The sequence below is a fragment of the Desulfoconvexum algidum genome (assembly GCF_055382125.1).
On record NZ_AP042394.1, the window covers coordinates 2,375,271 to 2,395,750 of the forward strand.

16 protein-coding genes are annotated in these 20,480 nt (G+C 42.9%); 10 read left to right on the forward strand and 6 right to left on the reverse strand.

Going from position 1 to position 20,480, the window contains the following annotated elements:
• Positions 1–27 precede the first annotated feature (27 nt).
• The 5 genes from ACZ45G_RS10865 to ACZ45G_RS10885 all read left to right on the forward strand — a co-directional run bounded on the left by ACZ45G_RS10865 (position 28) and on the right by ACZ45G_RS10885 (position 5,552).
• Positions 28–309: a peptidylprolyl isomerase gene (locus ACZ45G_RS10865; RefSeq protein WP_464177937.1), complete on the forward strand. Its 282-nt coding sequence runs from the start codon at positions 28–30 to the stop codon at positions 307–309.
• A 74-nt stretch (positions 310–383) separates the two neighbouring features.
• Complete coding sequence (locus ACZ45G_RS10870) at positions 384–3,605, forward strand: hypothetical protein (RefSeq protein ID WP_464177939.1); 3,222 nt, start codon at positions 384–386, stop codon at positions 3,603–3,605.
• 7 nt (positions 3,606–3,612) lie between these two features.
• Complete coding sequence (locus ACZ45G_RS10875) at positions 3,613–4,368, forward strand: acyl-[acyl-carrier-protein] thioesterase (protein WP_464177941.1); 756 nt, start codon at positions 3,613–3,615, stop codon at positions 4,366–4,368.
• A 76-nt stretch (positions 4,369–4,444) separates the two neighbouring features.
• A complete protein-coding gene (locus ACZ45G_RS10880) occupies positions 4,445–4,837 on the forward strand; it encodes a regulatory protein RecX (RefSeq protein WP_464177943.1) in 393 nt (130 codons plus the stop codon).
• A gap of 310 nt (positions 4,838–5,147) precedes the next feature.
• Positions 5,148–5,552: a PilZ domain-containing protein gene (locus ACZ45G_RS10885; RefSeq protein ID WP_464177945.1), complete on the forward strand. Its 405-nt coding sequence runs from the start codon at positions 5,148–5,150 to the stop codon at positions 5,550–5,552.
• 78 nt (positions 5,553–5,630) lie between these two features.
• Here ACZ45G_RS10885 and ACZ45G_RS10890 read toward each other — a convergent pair whose 3' ends face one another.
• Both ACZ45G_RS10890 and ACZ45G_RS10895 read right to left on the reverse strand, forming a co-directional pair.
• On the reverse strand, positions 5,631–8,480 hold the full coding sequence (locus tag ACZ45G_RS10890) for a M16 family metallopeptidase (RefSeq protein WP_464177947.1): 2,850 nt from the start codon (positions 8,478–8,480) through the stop codon (positions 5,631–5,633).
• Positions 8,481–8,493: 13 nt separating this feature from the next.
• Entirely contained in the window at positions 8,494–10,386 is a 1,893-nt protein-coding gene (locus ACZ45G_RS10895) for a peptidylprolyl isomerase (protein ID WP_464177949.1), read from the reverse strand.
• A 197-nt stretch (positions 10,387–10,583) separates the two neighbouring features.
• On the opposite strand from ACZ45G_RS10895, the gene ACZ45G_RS10900 reads away from it, so the two are divergent.
• From ACZ45G_RS10900 to ACZ45G_RS10910, 3 genes are all read left to right on the forward strand, one after another.
• Entirely contained in the window at positions 10,584–10,745 is a 162-nt protein-coding gene (locus tag ACZ45G_RS10900) for a hypothetical protein (RefSeq protein ID WP_464177951.1), read from the forward strand.
• Positions 10,746–10,831: 86 nt separating this feature from the next.
• Positions 10,832–11,311, forward strand: coding sequence for a cyclic nucleotide-binding domain-containing protein (locus ACZ45G_RS10905; RefSeq protein ID WP_464177953.1), 480 nt, complete (start codon positions 10,832–10,834; stop codon positions 11,309–11,311).
• Positions 11,312–11,356: 45 nt separating this feature from the next.
• Positions 11,357–12,457, forward strand: a complete 1,101-nt coding sequence (locus ACZ45G_RS10910) for a lytic transglycosylase domain-containing protein (protein WP_464177955.1) — start codon at positions 11,357–11,359, stop codon at positions 12,455–12,457.
• On the opposite strand, the gene ACZ45G_RS10915 is transcribed toward ACZ45G_RS10910, so the two are convergent.
• The 3 genes from ACZ45G_RS10915 to guaA form a co-directional block, all read right to left on the reverse strand.
• Entirely contained in the window at positions 12,423–12,611 is a 189-nt protein-coding gene (locus ACZ45G_RS10915) for a hypothetical protein (protein ID WP_464177957.1), read from the reverse strand. The two genes, ACZ45G_RS10910 and ACZ45G_RS10915, sit on opposite strands and share 35 nt — an antisense overlap.
• A 155-nt stretch (positions 12,612–12,766) precedes the next feature.
• Positions 12,767–13,699: a hypothetical protein gene (locus ACZ45G_RS10920; RefSeq protein ID WP_464177959.1), complete on the reverse strand. Its 933-nt coding sequence runs from the start codon at positions 13,697–13,699 to the stop codon at positions 12,767–12,769.
• Positions 13,700–13,726: 27 nt separating this feature from the next.
• The gene (gene guaA, locus ACZ45G_RS10925) at positions 13,727–15,253 is read right to left on the reverse strand and encodes a glutamine-hydrolyzing GMP synthase (protein WP_464177961.1); all 1,527 of its coding nucleotides are present in this window, start codon (positions 15,251–15,253) and stop codon (positions 13,727–13,729) included.
• Positions 15,254–15,436: 183 nt separating this feature from the next.
• On the opposite strand from guaA, the gene efp reads away from it, so the two are divergent.
• Both efp and ACZ45G_RS10935 read left to right on the forward strand, forming a co-directional pair.
• Positions 15,437–16,000 carry an elongation factor P gene (efp, locus tag ACZ45G_RS10930; RefSeq protein ID WP_464177963.1) on the forward strand — a complete coding sequence of 188 codons (564 nt, stop codon included), beginning with the start codon at positions 15,437–15,439 and terminating at the stop codon, positions 15,998–16,000.
• Positions 15,993–18,131: a response regulator gene (locus ACZ45G_RS10935; RefSeq protein WP_464177965.1), complete on the forward strand. Its 2,139-nt coding sequence runs from the start codon at positions 15,993–15,995 to the stop codon at positions 18,129–18,131. The genes efp and ACZ45G_RS10935 overlap by 8 nt, the downstream gene beginning before the upstream one ends.
• Before the next feature lie 13 nt (positions 18,132–18,144).
• Here the strand turns inward: ACZ45G_RS10935 and topA are convergent, their stop codons facing one another.
• Positions 18,145–20,478: a type I DNA topoisomerase gene (gene topA, locus ACZ45G_RS10940; protein ID WP_464177967.1), complete on the reverse strand. Its 2,334-nt coding sequence runs from the start codon at positions 20,476–20,478 to the stop codon at positions 18,145–18,147.
• Between the last annotated feature and the right edge of the window lie 2 nt (positions 20,479–20,480).

Here is a 20,480-nt window from a genome sequence, read left to right on the forward strand (position 1 = left end):
AACGATAAAATAAAGAGGAAACTTATTATGACAAAAGCCAGCGCGCGACATATACTTGTGGAGAATGAAGACCTATGTAAGGAATTGATTGAGAAAATCACCAATGGTGAAGATTTTTCGGAACTTGCAAAACAACATTCCAAATGTCCTTCAGGAAGTCGGGGAGGCGATCTGGGGGAGTTTGGGCCGGGACAGATGGTTCCCGAGTTTGATACGGTTGTTTTTAATGAAGCGGTTGGCATTCCCCATGGCCCCGTGAAAACCAACTTTGGGTTTCATATTGTTGAAATCACCAGTCGTACTGAATAATTCACTCCTTTCTCCGCCGGTAAACGATGTTTTTTACCGGCGGGTCCCACTCGGTTGATAAAAAGAGTTTACCTGTGTCCAGACAAACAATTAAAAGAGCCGCGTTCTATTCAACGGCATTGATTGTTTTTTTATTGCTGCTGTCTCCCTATATTCTTGAACAGATCGTTAATTTACCCCGTGTTAAACATAAAATTTCTTCCTTTATTGAGCAAAAAACAGGAGTTGAAATTGATCAGGATAAAATTGATTTTATATTCTTTCCTCAACCAGGCGTTCGGCTTAAGAAAATAGATCTTTCCTTTGGTCAGATGGTTCAACTGGAAGTTGGGGCTATTCATGTTGATATCAATGTCTTAAAGCTTATCAAGGGGCAGTTTGCCGTTTCAAAAATTTTAATTCAAACCCCTCACATCCAGTATACGCCTTCTAAAACTATTCAGGTGTCTTCCCAACCCTTTGATCTCAGGCTTCCAAAAGAAGATATCGCGCAATTGTTTGCACTCTTTCCAGACAGCCAGGACACCCTTGAATTAAAAGTTAGTGACATCAAATCAGATTATTTTGACACCATGGACGGCTCTTTTTTCGTGTCCAACTCAAATCAAACCTTAACGGGTACTGTTGCTATTCGTGGGTTGAATCTTGGGAAAAAGCAATTTTCCGAAAATTCTTTTTTGACACAAATGGAGATTGACGCCATTGAATCTGATGAAATCGACCTGGCCGTGAAGCTGGATGGGGCAGGGACCTTGACCGGGAATATACAGGTAATTTCCCCTAAAATTTTGGTAAGTCAGCTCCCGGAAAGTCCCTTGGTCGGTGATGTTCTGGATTTTGATTTTTTATTTTCAAAAGAAACCTTATCGGTTGCGCTAGAACCGGTTGTATTTTCCTATCCCCAGGGGAGGGTGGGCGTCAATTTTACAAACAAACGAGGGGGTAAAGCTACCATTACCTTTACCGGGGACGATATTAATATTGCCCAGGCCAGAAAAGTTTGTTTGAATCTTATGGGTTCAAATGAGGTGGTGTATCATTTGTTTGATATTTTAAGGGGTGGGACTGCAAGGGATGTCACGGTGGGATTTACGAGTAAAACACTGGCCACTCTTTTTGACGGAGAAAATCTTTTTTTAACAGGGTCTGCCGAAAACGGTCTGGTGAAAATACCTCAAACGCCTTTGATTGCCCAACGCGTCCATGGGGATGCCATCCTTGAAAAAGGGGTGCTTCATATCAAGGCCCGCAAAGGGCAGGTCAGTAATACCCTCATCAAGGAGGGTTGGCTTGATATCGATTTATTGAATTATGAAGATATCCCCTTTAAGGGAGAATTTAACCTTCATTCCGATCTTTCCACACTGCCCCAACTATTGATTTCCCTGCTGCCGGAAACCGTTCTGGCCAAAGAACTTGCCCGGGTTGGAGGGGTTGTCGGCCAGACCGATGCCTTTCTTAAACTGGGTATGGAAAGTATGCAAAAAGATCTTTTTGTTGAGGTTAGTGCCCCAAATTTATCATTGAAAGGGAACTATGACCTTATACCCCTGCCAATTACCATCACCAATGGGTCTTTTTTCTATACGCCAGAAAAGGTGGTTCTAAAAGATTTGTCCGGCTCCCTTAAAGGGAGTTTTGTTCAAAATCTGAATGCAGTGGTGGATTTGGGCCAAACTCCTTTTTTTGATATCCGCTCGGGTCCAGCCAGGATTGATCTGGCACAAATCATGGGCTGGCTCAAATCCTATGATCCGGTAATGGCGTTGATGTCACCCGTTAAAAATGTCAGGGGTGAACTTGTTATTGACAAAATAAAATTAGACGGCCCCCTTTTTGAGCCAGGCAAATGGCAGTTTGATATGAATGGCTCGGGCAAGGGTATCAATATTGGATTTTCCCAAAACAAACAAGCAGTCAAACAAGAGATCAAATCGGTTTCAGGCAGTTTTCATCTTACCCACAAGATGGTCGATATCCAGGGAGTTAAGGCGCTGGTAGAGGATTTATCCTGGCTATCCTATGCCATGGACAAGCCAAATTTAACCAGCATAGAACTCCCCCTGGAAATTTTGGAAGCAGGTTTTAAAATGGAACGAGACAAGGCCCAATTACAAGGCCAATTATCTTTTCCATCGGGGCCCAGGCTTTCCTTTGACCTGACGGGGGAGAATATTGAATCCTTGTTTCCCAGGCTATTAATCCTCAAGGACCAAGAGACATCAGATGCCATGTTTATGCTCGACAAGGATCCTTCCCACCCCTTGTTGCGGTTTGAAGGGAATCTAAATTCCAAAACCCTGGAAAAAATAGTTATCAAAGATTCATTTTTATATAACTTTGTTACCTCATTTACAGCAGGGAATCCCATAAAAATATTTACGGACGTTGATTCCAAAATTCATATAGATATGGAAACATTTGATCTGGATTCTTTTCTGGCAACTGAAAACCAGACGAGTGAATCAAAAAACCAACCCCTCTTTGATCGCAAAACTTTATACTTTACCACCCGACAGCTGACCTATAAAAAAAATGATTTTTTAAACATAGACAGCCAGATTAATTTTGACAAAGATAAAACGCAAGTTCTGATTCGCAATGCCACCCTGTGTAATCTCAAAATCACCGGTAGTGCTGACGTATACAAGGATAAACAGGTAACCACTGATTTTGAGATTCTGCCCCTGGGGAATCAAGACCTTTCAGATGTAATGTCCTGCCTGTTTAAAAATAAGAATATTATCGATGGGGCATATTCCTTTGCTTGCAATTTTTCTGGCCAGGCGAATGCTGATATGATTGCCCGTAAGCAGAACGGAAGTCTGACACTGAATGCCAGCAATGGCAGAATCTATAAATGGACCTTTTTATCCCGCCTGATTTCTGCCTTGAACATTTTACAAGTTGTAGATATCTCTAAACGAGGAATCGGTTACCGGACCATAGCGATTGAAGCAGACATCAAGGATAGTATTGTTCATTTGAAAAAGGCAATTATTGATGCGGACAACATGGCCCTGATTTTCAGCGGCTGGATAGATCCCTTAAATGACAACATGGATTTAACCTGCCTGGTGGCGCCCTTTAAAACCATTGATACCATTATTAAATATATTCCGGTTGTCAATACCATGCTCAGCGGTCGACTGGCTGCCTTTCCAGCCAAGGCTACCGGCAGTATAACCGATCCTGTGGTCACAGCTCTTCATCCATCTGATGTGGGAAAGGGATTGATGAATATGCTCCAAGACATTATAAAAACCCCTGTTAGATTATTGGAGAAAATAGAATAGAATAGCCATGGACAAAATATTTACTCAGAAATTAAATCTTCCCTATTCAGCCATCGGTGCAAACGGACAGGTTCGTATGGACCGGCTGCTCAATATGTTCCAGGACGCAGCTGCCATGCAGTGCGACAAGTTTGGTATCTCCGGATTTGATATGGCCAAACAACAACTCAAATGGGTGGTTTCCCGATATCAGGTCCAGACACATAAAAACCCTGAATGGCTTGCGCCCCTTGAGCTTAATACCTGGAGATCCCCCTGGAAAAATTTATATGAACTCAGACATTTTTCAATTGTAAACCCGGCAGGGGAAGAACTGATTTCTGCTCTGGGAATCTGGATATTGGTCAAAGCCAATAATTCCAAACCGGTTCGACTCAGCCCCCATTTGCCAGAAGCGCTCATGACACCGGCAACAAGCTGCCCTGAACTAGTAAAAAATGACCATGACCTTGATGAATTTGACCATGAATCTGAATTTAAAATCCGGGCCCATGACCTGGACTTGAACCAGCATGTTAACAATACCGTTTATACCCAATGGGCCATGGAAGCCTTGCCTGCAAATATTCTTATTGAATTTATGCCCATCGATTGTAATGTTTCCTTTATAAAAGAATCTTTTTACCCGGGTAAAATTATCTCCAGTGTAAAAATTGATCATCAAAGAGACACGGTTCTTAGCCGGCACTCAATTTTTCTCAAGAAGAACAGGGTAAAATTGGCCAATTTAACCATGACCTGGAAAAAAATTAATGGACAGTGATCTGAAAAAAGCCACGGGTATGGCCTTGGGGTATCTTTCCATACGGTCTAGAAGTATCCTGGAAATGAAGAATTATTTGTCAAAAAAGATTTTACCCCCCTTACTTATTTCTAAGGTTATCCAACAACTTTGCCGTGAGAATTACCTTGATGACAAGATATTTGCTGAAAATTATCTTGAAAACCGGAGGAGGAATAAACCAAAGTCCCTGTTTGCCTTCCGATATGAGCTTGAAAAGAAAGGGATTGATCCCGCCATTATAGATCAAGCACTCACCCGCTATGACGACCTTGAATTAGCCCTTCTTGCCCTTAAGCAAAAGGTTAGATTGTGGCGTCATCTTGATCAAGCTCCTTTGAAAAAAAAAGTGTTTGGCTACTTGCGATACAGGGGATTTGGTTTTTCTATAATCCAATCTGCCTGGGAACAAATTTTTGAGATAGCCAATTCTGGTCCGTCAAAAGACTGACAGGCGTATAAGATAAAAAATGCCTAAGAAAAAAATGTTCTATCTTTGGGAAGAAACTTTCTTAAAATATGATATTTTTTTCCATAAAGTCAAGGTTTTTAAGGCAGTTCCGCGTCCAGAGTTATAAAGCCAAGTTTTTCAATTGACATATTCCATTCCGTTGCATAAAAATACGGATGCATTGTCTCTTCGGGCTCTTTAAATGAGCAAAAATTGCCCCGCTCTTTTAGGAAAGCAGAAAATGGCATAAAACATGCAAGGCTATTTTGTGATATTATTGATATAACCAGGATTCAAAGGAATTGTTCTTATGGTTGGCAGAAAACGCACAATTGAAAGACGAAGAAACAAACGATATAAGGCCGTTGATGGAGCCTATGCGGCAATCAGTCCTAATTCCCACAAACTTGGTCAAATCATTGATATCAGTATGGGCGGTCTTTCATTTAAATATATTGATACAACCGATGATGGTAAAGAATCCGAGGGTACCCCGGAGGAGGCGGTCTTCCTGAGCAGTATGGGCTACTATGTAGGAGATCTGCCCTTTAAGACTGTTTCAGATTACGAGATTACAAATACCCCCTCTTTTAGTTCCATGAAGGTTAGAAAGCGACATGTTCAATTTACGGATTTAAGTTTTAAACAGCTGTTTGACCTGGACTATTACCTGAGAAATAATGTGTCTGAACAGGTAGAAAAACTAACGAAATAATAAAATATAGAGACCCTCACACTTCCTGTGTGAAAAAGGATTATTCCTTTTGTTTTGGGCCTTATTTGCCTATCCCATTTATTCCATTCCTGGTGCAATAATAATCAGCGCATCTTCATTGACGTTTAAGTATTGTTGGGCCAAAGTTGTCAAATCTTCATGGGTGATGGCTGAATATCCCGATATTATTGTGTTGGCCCAGTCCAGTCTTTCCGGGTGATTCCATGAATTGGTCAATACCGAATTCAGCCAATAACCGTTGGTCTGCCTGAGTACGGCAAGCTGGTTTAAAAGCGGTTTTTTAACCAACGCGACTTCTTTTTTTGTAATTCCCACGCCCAATTCCCTGGCAATTTTATCCACTTTCTTAGAAATAATATCAGCGGTGTCTGGCAGTACATTGACCACCACATGCATAACCCCATAGCCATCGTAAACAAGGGATGGGTTGTTATATACGTAAGGGGAATAGGATGCCCCGAGTTCTTCTCGGATTGTTTTTCTGAGGCGTTCACTAAAAACTTTTGCCAGCAGGGATAATTTTCGTGTTTTTGTGATATCCCAAAAGTCATCGGTTAAAAAAGCGATTTGGACCATGCCCTTGTTGATTTTTGTATCAAGGTTAAGGGTAAGGGTCTCACCCTTTGGAAATGAAATAGTCTGGGGTGTCTTGTTGGATTCTGTGGGGCTTATCCGTGTCTCTAAGGCACCCAGATAGGTGGTTGCATATTGGGTCATTATCGCCGGGTCAAAATCTCCGATAATAGAGACTTCAATGGGAGATTTTTCAAAACTGGGTTTGAGCCAGGTTTGAATATCTTCCAAGGTGATTTGGTCGATTCTTTCCGGGGGCAAAAGCCCGAATCTTGGATCCCCTTTGGCCAGAAAACGGTTGCCCTGTATCTGCATGATACCGTCCGGGGTGCTTTTCAACGCATCATACATTTGCTTGTATCGGGTTTTAGAAAGGGCAAGCGCCTGGGGCCTGAATCCCGGATCTTTCAGGTAGGTATAAATGAGCTGGAAAATAAGTTCTGCTTGTTTGGGATCTGCCGACCCGGCCACTGCAAAATAAGGGTCCTTGATGCTGAACCCAATGTTCACATCTTTTCCTGCCAGGGCATCTTCGAGTTGGTCCGGATCCATGGACTCAAATCCGCTCAGCCGAACGGTGGATTCTGCAAGGGAGGATAATCCAGGCATGTCAGCAGGTTCTGATGAAGCGCCCTTGCCGAAAATTACCTTGAATAAAAATTCCCCACTTTTGAATTCAGTTCGTTTGAGATTTAAACGGATATTGTTTGATAAGTCAATCTGGGTGATACCCGATCCCTTTACATCCTCTCGTTTTTTCAGGAGTGTTGCCGTGGGTGCGGGGAAGTCAAGGTATGGAAAGGATTTTGTCTCAAACCGTTTAAATGAGTCGATGGGCTGGGCAGCCGATTTTTCGTAGAGATTCAGGATCTGATCCGTTGCGGATAAATCCTTGTTTTCAGTGATCTTTGCATTGCCCGAGACCAGGATCAGTCTCTGGTCGTTGACCCATAATTTTTTGAATGCCTGATTCACTTGTATAAGGGTCAATCTCTGGATATAGGGTTTTAGAAACGCCTGTTTTTGCAGGGGGGACAAAAATAAGCGTTTCTGGTTCATGGCCCCTAAAACAGAGCGGGCCAGTTGGGAACTTTTTCGGGTATCCGCCTGGAGAACATCGGTGTCAAGGCTTGCAATAAAATCTGACTTGACCCTGGCAAGCTCCAGGGGAAGAAAACCGTTTTCTAAAGCTTGTCTGAGGGATCGTTCAAGCTGGCCAAGGCAGCGTTCCCATTTGTCAGGCTCACACGAGGCCTTAAGGGCAGCCATGGAAATGTTTTGTAAAAAGGTAGCTGAATAGATTGAAGCAGATGAAAAGCTCGCAGATTCTTTTCTGATCATGCTTGATAAACGATTTTGCAAAATGGCGTTGCCCAATTTTTCCAGAACCTTTTCCTTTAATTCTTCCAGGGTTTCAGATTCAAAGGGGGTATGGCAAATCCTTTCAATGGTAACTTCTGTATTTCCGGCTTCTGATTCATAATGGTGAAAAGCCAAAACTCCTTTTTGGGCTTGCCAGGAGATATCCCCGGGTTCACCCGCACTTTTTCCCCGGGGCCGTAAGCTTGAAAACCTCTCGTTAATCAGCTCTTCTGTCTCGTTAATGTCCATATCTCCGACAATGACCAGGGCCATGTTATCCGGCCGGTACCAATGGTCATAAAACCCTTTTAAAAGCTTTTTGTCGGCTGCCTTGATGACAGAGGTCAGTCCAATGGGTAATCGTTGATTTACAAGGGATCCAGGCAGTTCAAATGCCAATTCTCGTTTAAAGGTCCGATAGGAGACAGAGTCCCGTTCTCTTTTTTCGGCCAGTATGATCCCTCGCTCCCTGTCGATTTCCTCTTCCAACAGCAGGGCTCCACTGGCATAGTCTCGTATAACCAAAAAGGCATCTTCAAGGGTTTTCGTGTCTCCCTTTGGAAGGGTCAAATCGTAGGTGGTGTGAAAAAAAGAGGTACTGGCATTGGCGTCTGCCCCAAAGTCCATGCCAATGGATTGGAAATATTCTATGAGCTCTCCTGGTTTGAAATGGTCTGAACCGTTAAAGAGCATGTGCTCAAGAAAGTGGGCAACTCCCTGTTCTTCATCGGTTTCATTGACGGATCCGGCAAATACATTTAAGTGAACACTGACCCGGTCTTTTGGACTAGTGTTTTTCATGAGTACATACTGGAATCCATTGGGCAAAACCCCATGTACCAGGGCAGGATCCTTTTCAACGCCATTGGTGGCAAAAAATTCCGGGTGTTTGGGTGCGCATGAAAACATGAGCGTCCCAATTAACATAACAGTGATGATACCCATATGGCTACCAATGGCATTGCGTTTCATACGAGAGCTGTCCTTAATTTAAATATTTAGAATTAATATGGATGTCGGTCTTGGTTTTAAGTTCTTCAATCCAGGACAAAAAGTTTTGTCCCTGTTTCATATAGGCGACCTGTTCTTTTGTTTTGTCCAGGGTTTCCATAATCTTGGCATCTTCGGGTACCTGTTTTTCCTTAAACCCGATAATATAAAAGTTTTGATCCACCTCCAATACCCCTGGGTGAATGGGATTTTTACTATCCAGGGCAAAGGCTGTTTTAACCAATTCCGGTGCACTTCCAATCCCTTCTACCGGCTGGTTGCGCGTGAACAGGTCTGTGGATAAAGCGGTCAGTTTGTTTTCCTTTGCCAGTTGCTCAATGGAACCTGCGGCTTTGGCTTTTTCGGCCAGGGCCTGGGCTGCTTTTTTAGCGGCTTCTTTCTGGAGTTTTGAAGTCAGGGTCAGAACGATGCTTTTTTTTACTATTTCCAGGGGCTGGACTTCAGGTTCAATTGTTTCAACGACTTTAATGAGATAATAACTGGCGCCCAGTTGTTTGACCTCGCTGATGTCATCATTGGTCTGACTAAACGCGGCCTGGGCAAACCCGGCACTATCTTCAAAGTTAAGGCCGTCACCATTTTGTGTAAAAAAGGGTGTGGTCATCACTTTTCTTTTGGTAATCATGGCAACCTGTTCAAAGTCGTCTCCATCAATAATGGAATCAAGGGCTTCCCCGGCCTGATAATAGGCCAAATTTTGCAGTTCCTGGGCCATTAATTCAGAACTTATTGTATCCTTGACCTGGTCAATGGGTTTGACGGAAGCATCAAATTTTGCCATCAATTTTATGATATGCCACCCAAATATGGTGCGAACAGGTTCACTGACTTCTCCTGTCTTCATGGAAAAAGCCTTATCCCCAAATGGTTTTACCATATTCTGTTTTTCAAATACGCCAAGATATCCACCACTGCTTTTTGAAGGACCCTGGGAAAACTTTTTGGCTAATCCTGCAAAATCTTTATCTTTGACAGCCAGTTCATAAATTTTATCCGCCTCTTTTCTGGCAGTTTCCACGGCAGCCTCATCTGCATCCTCATCCACTTTGATCAGAATGTGGCTGGCTTCAACTTTTTGGGGAACCTTGAACCGATCAATGTTTTTTTCATAAAACTCTTTGACCTGATCCTCGGATACCGCCACTTCGGCCGTGTGATCTTCGGGAGAAAATTTTAAATAGGCGGCCTTTTTTTTGGGGTTTGATTTATACAGGTCTGGGTTCGCTTCATATTGTTGTTTTATTTGTGTCTCGGTGGGGGTGACATCTGTAAATGATGCTGGATCAACTTTAATATAATTAATCGCCATGGCTGTATTTTGGAAAATATACCAGCTTTTCGCTTCCGCATCTGAAACGGTAATTCCGCTCAAAATCATGTCCCTGACCTTGCGTTCTTTCATGGCAGCACGTTGGCGAACTTCAAAGATTTCTGGATTTAAGGAATTAAAACCCAATACCTTTTTGTATTGTTCAAGGTTAAAGGCGCCATCTTTTTGAAATGCTTTTATGGTCATCAGCGCTTGGGTCAGCTCTTTATCGGAAACAATAATCTTGAGTCGCTCGGCCTCATTTGCCACAAGTTTTTGTTCGATGAGGGTGTTGAGTGCCTGTTGCTTGACATTCAATGCTTTTAAAAGATCATCATTCAGGCTCTCTCCGAATCTTTCTCTCATCCGATCAACCATTAATTTATAGGCATCCTGAAATTCATTGATGGTGATAGGCTCGTCATCGACAGTGGCAACGCTGTTGTCTCTCTTGGAACTCATTGATCCCACCCCTAGAAAAACAAACACAATGACAATGATAAAAAGAAAAATCTTAATAATCCAATTTCCGGTATTCTCACGCAGGTAACCCAGCATTGCTTTCTCCTTAGTTCTCCGATAATAAAATCTATAAAAAAATATTTCATAATATGGTTTCATAAATAGGTGTGTCAATGTATTATTATTTCTTTTTTATTAACGCATAATCCAAATCAGTTTACCTTCTTTGATTTTTCCTATATATATTGCTTTATAAAACGGGTTCGTTTACACAAATAGGATAAAAAACAATTATGGACAAAAAAGCACAAAAGGAAAGACAAAAGGCGTTTGACAGCTTGCCTCCCGCAATTCGGGACTGCCTTTCTCCGGAAGAAAAACAACTTTTTTTAACCGCTGACCAATGGCCGGATGAACTTTTTCAAAAATTAGATGAATTCATCATCAGAGAATAAAATAGATCTTTTTTATCTGACATCATCATTGACAATCCTGGGCGAAATCCTTAAAATTACAGGCATACACCTTGATTCAAAGGAAAATGATGCCGGAAAAAACAAATCGAAAACTTGATCTTGAACGGTATGCAAAATATGCCCAGGTGCTTGAAAAGACCAGATGGGCCAGTGAATTTTCCTGGAAACATATATGTAAAATTTGTCAGTATATTGAACCGATCAGGGCCAAGCAAGGTGCAATTGTTTTTAAAGAAGGGGCGAATGAACGAAGCCTTGGTATCATTGTCAAAGGTTCCATAGAGATTATCAAGGGAAACAGCAGGATCGGTACGATGAAAAGTTCCCAGACCTTTGGAGAAATGGCCCTCATTGATGGTGAGCCAAGATCTGCAACCGGTATTGCCGCAGAAGAGACCATTATTTTTTTCATTGAAGAAAAAGCCTTGATCAAATTGACCGAAGAGGACCCTAAGCTCGGTGTTCAATTGTTGTGGAAAATTTCCAAGCTTATGAGCCAGAGACTTCGCCGGACAACGGGTCAGCTGATGGATTATATGGGATAGGCAAACACAATGCTCCGTTGGTTATTTGAGAAATCAGGAGTCTGTATGATACGGCCCGGTTTAATAATTGTTATTGTACTTTTATGTGTTGCCGAAGCTCTTCCCGGAAGTTGCCAAGAGGGGAGGCAGGGTGAGCGCCTATCAAATACGATGCCCTCTTTGATGGACAGCATTCAATTTACCCAAGAGATAAAGTTTTGCGAAATCAATATTCCCCATGAAATTTTGGGAATCCGGCAGCGCCTTGAAAAAGAAATCCTTTTAGCCGTTCATAACCGCCCCCAGGTAATCCTGTGGATGAAGCGCTCTGCCCGGTATTTCCCCATAATTGAAAAAATTTTGAAACAGGAAAATTTGCCCCTGGATTTAAAATATGTTCCTGTTGTCGAAAGTGCCCTGAGGCCCCACAGCGGATCTTCAAAAGGGGCCATTGGGTATTGGCAGTTTTTAAAAGATACGGGCAAACGATATGGATTAAAAATTGATGACACCATTGATGAACGAAGGAATATTTTTAAATCAACCCAGGCTGCAAGTTTTTACCTTAAAAAATTGAAGACAGAATTCGGCTCATATCTGCTGGCCCTGGCTGCCTATAATATGGGAGAATTTGGATTAAATACCCAAATTGATATTCAGGAAACCAGGGATTTTTTTTCCCTTTACCTTCCCTTGGAAACCCAGCAGTATGTATTTAAAATTATTGCTGTTAAAATGATCTTGGAACAGCCTGAAAAATATGGATTCTTCTTGAAAGCATCTGATCTGTATCCAGAGTTTCGTTTTTCAAAGATAAATTTTAATTTAAACACTGAAATTCCCATTATAATGATTGCCCAGGCAGCCCGTATCCCCTTTAAAACCATCAAAGACATGAATCCTGAAATCAGAGGATACCATCTTGATTCCGGAAAAATTACCCTCTTGATTCCAGAGGGTAAAGAGAAGGGGTTTAAGGAAAGGTTTGTTAAACTCTTATCAGAAAGTTCCCAAAAATATACAAGAAAATTTCATGTGGTCCAACCTGGTGAAAGCCTTATCCGTATTGCGCAACAATACGAGATGACCCTGGCTTCCCTGTTGCGGTTAAATAATTTTTCATTTAAAAAGGTTATTCATCCGGGTGACAGACTGTTGATTCGCTGATCACCTGACTGGGTTCGTCTATCTCTTTTTTTGTCTTTTGTTGCTTTTTTAAGCAGATTTTGTCTTCCCGGATAATGGCACATAATTTGGGATTGTGCAGTTCTTTGCAGGTGGCGTGATTATATAGCGGGCATTCAGGATGTTGTTTGGACATGTTTATTCCTTTTTAATTGGCTACCCATGGGAAAAAACAATATATCTTAATTCCCTTGGGTTTTCAAGGCGTTTTCCATGGGACGGGGTCAGGCTTGCGTTGTTGCGCTTTTGTTAAAAGCGCAACAACGCAAGCCTGACCCCGTTAATCATCTCCTATTCGGTTAAGGTTTCTTCTGATATAGTCCCTGAATTGAGGTTGCCTGTATCAAGCTGGGGAACCGGTTTACTATCCGAAACCTTCTTTTTTTCCAGAGGATTTTTCACTCGTTTAACAGTCGGCGGGGCAGCGGATCTATTTTGTTCCAGTTTTTTATCCAAATCCTGAATCAGCGTTTTAAATTCCTGTTGAACCTTGCTGAACCGTTTATCCAGCTCGTTTTTTGAAAGCCCGTCCAGTTCCATCCCTTTTAGGCGTTTATCAATAAGGCTGGTGGTTTTTCTTAGCTGCCCGATTTGTTCTTCATAGGCGGAAAGTTCCAATAGTCTTGCATCAAATTCTTCCGTAAAAAGGGTGATGTCTTGCTTGATTTGGCTGGTTTTCTCTTCAAATCGGGTATTGTTGTCCTTAATGGCAGCCAGCATCTTCAGATTGATGGCTTCCGTGACAGCAAGGGTTTTCTTGTTTTGCCCGGCATTTTTTTTAATTTTTTTATCCAGGGCAGCCATATCAGCTTTTATGGTTTTAGCATTTGCTTTTGAAACAGACATTTTGGCCACCTGATTTTCCAGGGCCTCTTCCTTTTTGGCCAGCAGGGGCAATTGCTGATCAAAATCAAACTTGTTTTTAGCAATCCGTAGATCAAAGGAATTTAATTTTTCTTCTATCTGCCGGGCCAGCTTTTCAACCTGGATCTTTTTGGTTTCATCCACATCCACAACCCGCTCTTTCATATCCAGGTAAATAAATGCGAGAATGGCGCAGATCAGACAGGGAATAATTATCGAAATGATGGTGACCCTGTTGGATAATTTTTCAATCTTCAGGGTATTGATTTCCTGGTGGTATTCTGAAGATTGTAAGCTTTTTTCATCATCTGTGTCGGAAATATTTAAAGGGTCAATTTTAAAGTCTTTAAGGTTATCCATTGCAAATTTTATCCTGTTTATAGCTTTCTATTCCCATTCAATGGTACCCGGTGGTTTGGACGTAATATCAAGGACAACCCGGTTAATATTATCAACCTCATTGCTGATTCTATTGGATATCTTCCCCAATAGATCATGGGGTAACTTTGCCCAGTCCGCTGTCATGGCATCGTTGCTGGTGACCGCACGAATGGCAATACAATTGCCAAAGGTTCTTTTATCTCCCATGACCCCAACGCTTTTAATGGGCAACAGCACGGCAAAGGACTGCCAGAGTTTTCTGTAGAAACCGGCTGCCCGGATTTCTTCCAAAAGGATTGTATCGGCTTTTCTAAGGATATCCAGCCGCTCTTCTGTAATAGCGCCCATGATCCGAATGGCAAGTCCGGGCCCGGGAAAGGGTTGCCGCCAGATCAACTCCTCATTGATACCCAGTTCCAACCCAAGTTTTCTTACCTCATCCTTAAAGAGAAGCTGCAAGGGCTCAATGAGTTTTAGTTTCATTTTTTCGGGAAGCCCCCCCACATTATGGTGGGATTTAATAATGGAAGTGGGACCCCCAAAAGCGGATTTGGACTCAATGATATCCGGATACAAGGTTCCCTGGCCGAGAAATTCGGCCCCGTCAATTTTTTTAGACTCTGCATCAAAGACCTCAATAAAGAGATTCCCAATGATTTTACGTTTTGTTTCAGGGTCGGTAACATCTTTTAAGGCGGTCAAAAACATCTGTCTTGCATCCACAAATTTGATGTTCATATCCAGGACGGTCAGGCTTTGTTCAAGCGTTTCTCGTTCATTGTGCCGCAACAGCCCGTTATCCACAAATATGCAATAAAGGTTTTTCCCAATTGCCTTGTGAATCAGGGTCGCGGCAACCGATGAATCCACACCGCCGGAAAGACCCATGATTACCTTTTTATCTCCAACAGCACTCTTTATCTGGGCAATGGCCCCATCGGAAAATGATTTCATTGTCCAATTTTTTTCACACCCGCAGACATCAAATAAAAAGTGGCGGATCATCAAAGATCCATTGACCGAATGCTCAACTTCCGGATGAAGTTGAAGTCCGTAAAACTTTTTGTCATGGTTTGCAATGGCCGCAATATCGGTATTTTCTGTGGAGGCTGTTACCACAAATCCTTCGGGCAGTTCCTTGGCGGAATCCCCATGGCTCATCCAGCATTGGAATCTTGGTTCCATGTCTGAGAAAAGCGGTTTTTCCTCTCGCACAATTAACTCCGCAAATCCGTATTCTCTTTTTTCAGCCCGCTTAATGGTACCGCCCAGGGCATGGACCATTAAGTGCATTCCGTAACAGATACCCAATACAGGGACGCCTAAGGCAAAAATAGCAGCGTCAATGGAGGGGCTGTCCGCTTCATAGATGGAAGAGGGTCCCCCTGAAAGGATAATTCCCACAGGATTCATTTCCTTTATTCTTTCAATGGAAATACCGGCAGGCTCAACCTGGCAATAAACCCCGTTTTCCCTGACGCGCCGGGCAATCAGCTGATTGAATTGTGACCCAAAATCAATAACGATTATCATAAGTATATCCTAAATGGCTTTTATATTTAAATCCTAATATTTCCTATAATATGGATAAAAAAGCAAGTTGTTTTTATCTGGATCTTGCCAAGAAACCGTTATTGTGATCTATTAGGGAGAATTCGTAAAGAAAATTGTAACCTGAGTATGTTTGAATAATTTATATTAAACCAGGAGTGATTGATGTATCTAGCCAGTGATTTAAGAAAAGGCCTGAAATTTGAAATTGACGGAGATCCCTACGTCGTTGTCGGGTTTGAGTTCAAAAAACCAGGTAAGGGTCAATCCCTATATAAGTGTAAACTCAAAAATATGATCACGGGCAACCTTTTTGAACGTACCTACAGGTCCGGTGACAAGTTTGAGAAAGCAGACCTTGAAGAACAGGAAATGGAATACCTGTATTCAGACAAGGATGCCTATTGTTTTATGCACACCTCCAATTATGAACAGATTTTTTTAAGCAAAGAGCAGCTCGGGGATGCCGTTGATCTATTAAAAGACAACACCGTTTGTACGGTTCTGCTGCATAATAGTCAGCCCATTGGGGTAACCCTTCCCATCTTTGTCAATCTTGTGGTGACCATTGCAGAGCCCTGGGCAAAAGGAGATACGGCAACTGGAAGTACAAAACCCGCCACCCTTGAAACAGGATTTGAAGTTCAGGTTCCCCCTTTTGTTGACCAGGGACAGATGGTGAAAATTGATACAAGAACCCGGGAATATGTTGAAAGGGTGAATGAATAAGCCGATAGAACCCGTTTCTTCCATACAACCCGATTCTTCCATACAAAGAATTCTGGTGGTTGATGATGAAAGCAGTCTCAGATTACTTTTGACCAAGGCCCTTACCCGGGCCGGGTATATCTGTGATCAAGCCCTGGATGCAACCACGGCTTTGGAGATGATCACGGCCCGGGAAACGTCGTTTTATGATCTGGTTATCTCTGATATTTCCATGCCGGGGATGGATGGAATCGCTTTGCTCAAAACGGTTACATCCTTATTTCCTGATATTGATTTTATTATCATGACCGGGTATGCAGCGGATTATTCCTATGCGGATATTATGGATGCCGGGGCCTCTGATTATATGACCAAACCCTTTAATATCAGTTCCACCCTTGCAAAAATTTCTCGGATTGCCAGGGAAAAAACCACCCTGTTCAATCTGAAACAGACCAACCAGCAATTGTGCACTGCCATTGAAAGGGCAAATCATCTGGCCGGGGAGGCTAAAGAAGCCTCCCGGGCCAAAACATTTTTTTTAGCCGCCATGAGCCATGAGATCAGAACCCCCTTGAACGGGATCGTGGGGTATACGGATATGCTGCAAGATACCCCTTTAAATGCGGAACAAACCTCCTTTTTAAAAAATGCCAGGCTTTCCTGCGATACCCTCCTGTCGGTTGTCAATGATATCCTGGATTTTTCCAAGGTGGAATCGGGCAATCTTTCCCTGGAAACCATTGAATTTGATCCCGAAGTCCTGTGTTTTGAAACCATTGATGTGGTCAGACCCCAGGTGGATGAATCAATGGTTGAGTTGGGCTGTTCCATTTCCCATCGGGTTCCGGCAATGGTCAAAGGAGATCCCCACAGGTTTCGCCAGGTATTGTTGAACCTTTTGGGAAATGCCGTCAAATTTACCCACAAAGGAGCGATTACCCTGGCCCTAGATGCAAAAGAAATAGTCGCAAAAGAAACAGTCGCACAAACAGATTCAAAAACAGATTCAAAAACAGATTCAAAAACGGTTATGCTTTTAACCAGTGTTACCGATACAGGCATCGGTATCTCTTCAGATGAATTGGACGTTATTTTTAAACCTTTTATCCAGTCGGAAGAGGATATTACCAACCGGTATGGGGGAACAGGTCTCGGACTTGCCATCAGTAAAAATATAGCCCGCCGCATGGGGGGTGATTTATGGGTGGAATCCCAAAAATCCAAGGGGTCGACTTTTTATTTTACGGCCAGCCTGGCCAAGGGGAAAATCAGAAAACGGGATCGGGTTAGGCCGGTAGGATTGAAAGGAAAAAAGGTGCTTGTCACCACTACCACCCAGGAAACCTTTGACCTTTTGAACCATGAGTTGTTGCGAGCGGGCATGTCGGTGCATCAAGAATCCTGGGACAGGCTTCCCTTGTTTTTAGCCACTCCGGCCGGTCAACGTTTTGATCTAGGAATTATCGATTTTGGAAAGTCAATAAAACCAAACTCTCCAGATTTTGGGGCCATCATGGGAACCCTATCGCCCCAAGATTTTCCTTTTGGATGGATTGCCTGCTCCGTTCCCTTTCCAGGGATTGTAAAGGGGTTCAAATCAGCAGGATTTAAAGGTTTTTTATCAAAACCGTTCCGAAAACAAACCCTATTGGAAATGGCAGCCTATGTCATGGGAATGATCTGTCTTCCCGGCAAAAAAAATAACCAGGAATCAAGTGAATTACTCACCATTCATTCCCTGGCTGAAAATCAAAAACATGCCGTGTCCATCCTCCTGGTTGAAGATAATCCGGTCAACCAGAAAATGACACAACTCATGCTGTCAAAGGCGGGATATACGGTTATAATTGCGGGGAATGGTAAAGAGGCCCTTGAAGTGTTCAAGAACACCCGGGAAGGGATTGATCTCATACTCATGGACATCAACATGCCGGTAATGGATGGAATTGAAGCCACCCGGCAAATACGGTCCCACGAGATGCAGTCTGCGCCCGGAACAAGGGTGCCTATCCTGGCGCTCACCGCAAATGTATTCGATGACTTTAAACAAAAATGCCTTGGGGCCGGAATGGACGATTTTCTGACCAAACCCATTAAACGGGACCTGGTATTTGAAGCGCTGCAAACCTGGTCCCGTCCGAAGGAATAAGTTTTTTTAGCCCCTATTCAGACGTAGTATCCTCAGATTTGGTATCCTCAGATTTGGTATCCTCAGGTTTAGTATCCTGGATCATTTTTTCTTTATGTTTGCATTCTTTGTTGGGACATTTTAAAAATTTGCCCTCTCGTTTATTTTCTTTTTCAACCAGGAAAACAGAACCACACTCAGGACAGCGTTTATCCACGGGTTTGTCCCAGGAGGCAAAGCCACAGTCAGGGTATTTGGAGCAACCGTAAAAAACTTTTCCTCTTTTGGATTTTTTCTCAACTATGGTTCCTTCACACCCGGGTTCAAAGCACTTGACCCCGGTATCCTTGCCGGAATTTTCTCCGCCCACCGACTCTGTGTGCTTGCATTCCGGGTAGCCGGTACAGGCAAGAAACAATCCAAAACGCCCTTCCTTTTGAATCATGGGTTTTTTGCATTTCGGGCAATCCTTCACCGGGGTATCGTCTTCAAATTTTTCAACGATGGAAATAACGCCTCGTTCATCCCGGGTATAATTGCTGGTGAAAGAACACTCCGGATATCCGGTGCAGGCGAGAAAATGGCCATTTTTGCCAATTTTAATATTGACGTCTTTGCCGCACAAAGGGCATTGGATACCCGTCGGAACCCCAACCCCTTTGACGCTGATCATATTTTCACTGGCATCATCCAGGGTTTTTTTAAACCCATCATAAAATGCGGTTAAAAGTTCAACCTCATTGAGCTTTCCGCTCTCCACATCGTCCAGATTGTTTTCCATCTGGGCGGTGAATGATATATCCAGAAGGGTGGGAAAAGAGGCCACCAAAAGATCATTTACAATAAATCCCAATTCACTGGGAATAAAATACCGTTTTTCCAGGTCCACGTACCCTTTGTCTCGGATGACACTTAAAATGGAGGCATAGGTACTGGGCCTTCCGATACCATTTTTTTCAAGCTCCTTGACAAGGGATGCTTCTGAAAACCTTGGAGGGGGTTTTGTAAAATGCTGCAGGGGGGTTATTTTTTTTGTTTCAAGCTGTGTCCCTTCTTCGACCATGGGCAGTGCCTGGATATCTTTGTCCGTTGTTTTTTCATCGGTGGTATACAATGCCATGAATCCGGGAAATCGAACCGTGGAACCGCTCACAGAAAAAATATAGGCATCAGCGGCTTTGATCATAATGGATTTTTGATCAATTTGGGACTGGGTCATCTGGGAGGCAACAAATCGTTTCCATATAAGATCGTAGAGCTTAAACTGGTCCTCGTTTAAAAAAGAGGCTATCTTTTGAGGCGTATTGAATACCGAGGTGGGCCGGATTGCCTCATGGGCATCCTGGACCTTGTTCTTGTTTTTGAAAACCCGGGGCTGGTCAAGTGCATACTCTTTGCCATAATCCCTGGCAATGAGTTCCAGGGCTTCATTTGCAGCCTCTGGTGCAATACGGATGGAGTCGGTACGCATATAGGTAATCAATCCTTCAGGTCCGTCCGTACCGATGTTTACCCCTTCATAGAGTTGCTGGGCCACCACCATGGTTTTTTTAGCCGAAAACCTTAGCCGGTTAATGGCATCCTGCTGAAGTTTACTGGTAATAAATGGGGGCTGGGGATTGCGCTTAATGGTTTTCTTTTTTATCTGGTCAACAACAAAACTGGCGTTCTCGAGATCTGCCAGGATATCTTTGGCCTGTTTTTCATTGGTTACCTTGGCTTTTTTGTCGTTAATTTTAACCAGGGCTGCATTAAAGGCCGGCGGGTCCTGGGCCAGAAGATCTGCTGTAATGGTCCAATATTCTTCGGGGTCAAATATTCTAATTTCCCGTTCCCGGTCACAGATAATTTTAACCGTAACCGATTGAACCCGCCCGGCACTTAAGCCCCGTTGTACTTTTTGCCACAAAAGCGGAGAAATCTGATACCCCACCAGTCGGTCCAGTTTTCTTCTTGCCTGCTGGGCATCATATTTATCTGCATCGGGAATCAATTGGTTTTCAAGGGCTTCGGTGATTCCTTTTTTGGTCAGCTCATGGATGAGTACCCGATGAAAGACCCGGCCCTTTTTCTTGAGGATGTCCATGATATGAAAGGCAATAGCTTCTCCTTCACGGTCAGGGTCAGGTGCAAGATAAACTTCATCAGCTCCCTTGGCAATTTTCTTAAGGGTGGCAATCACCTTGGCTTTGTTGGTGATATTAACATATTCTGCTTTAAAATTATCCTCAACATCGATGCCAAGATTTTTAACGGGAAGATCTCGGATATGGCCGGCACTGGCAGCTACATTATAGTCTTTACCGATATATTTTGTAAGGGTTTTAATTTTGGTTGGGGACTCAACAATAATGAGCGGTTTTGCCAATT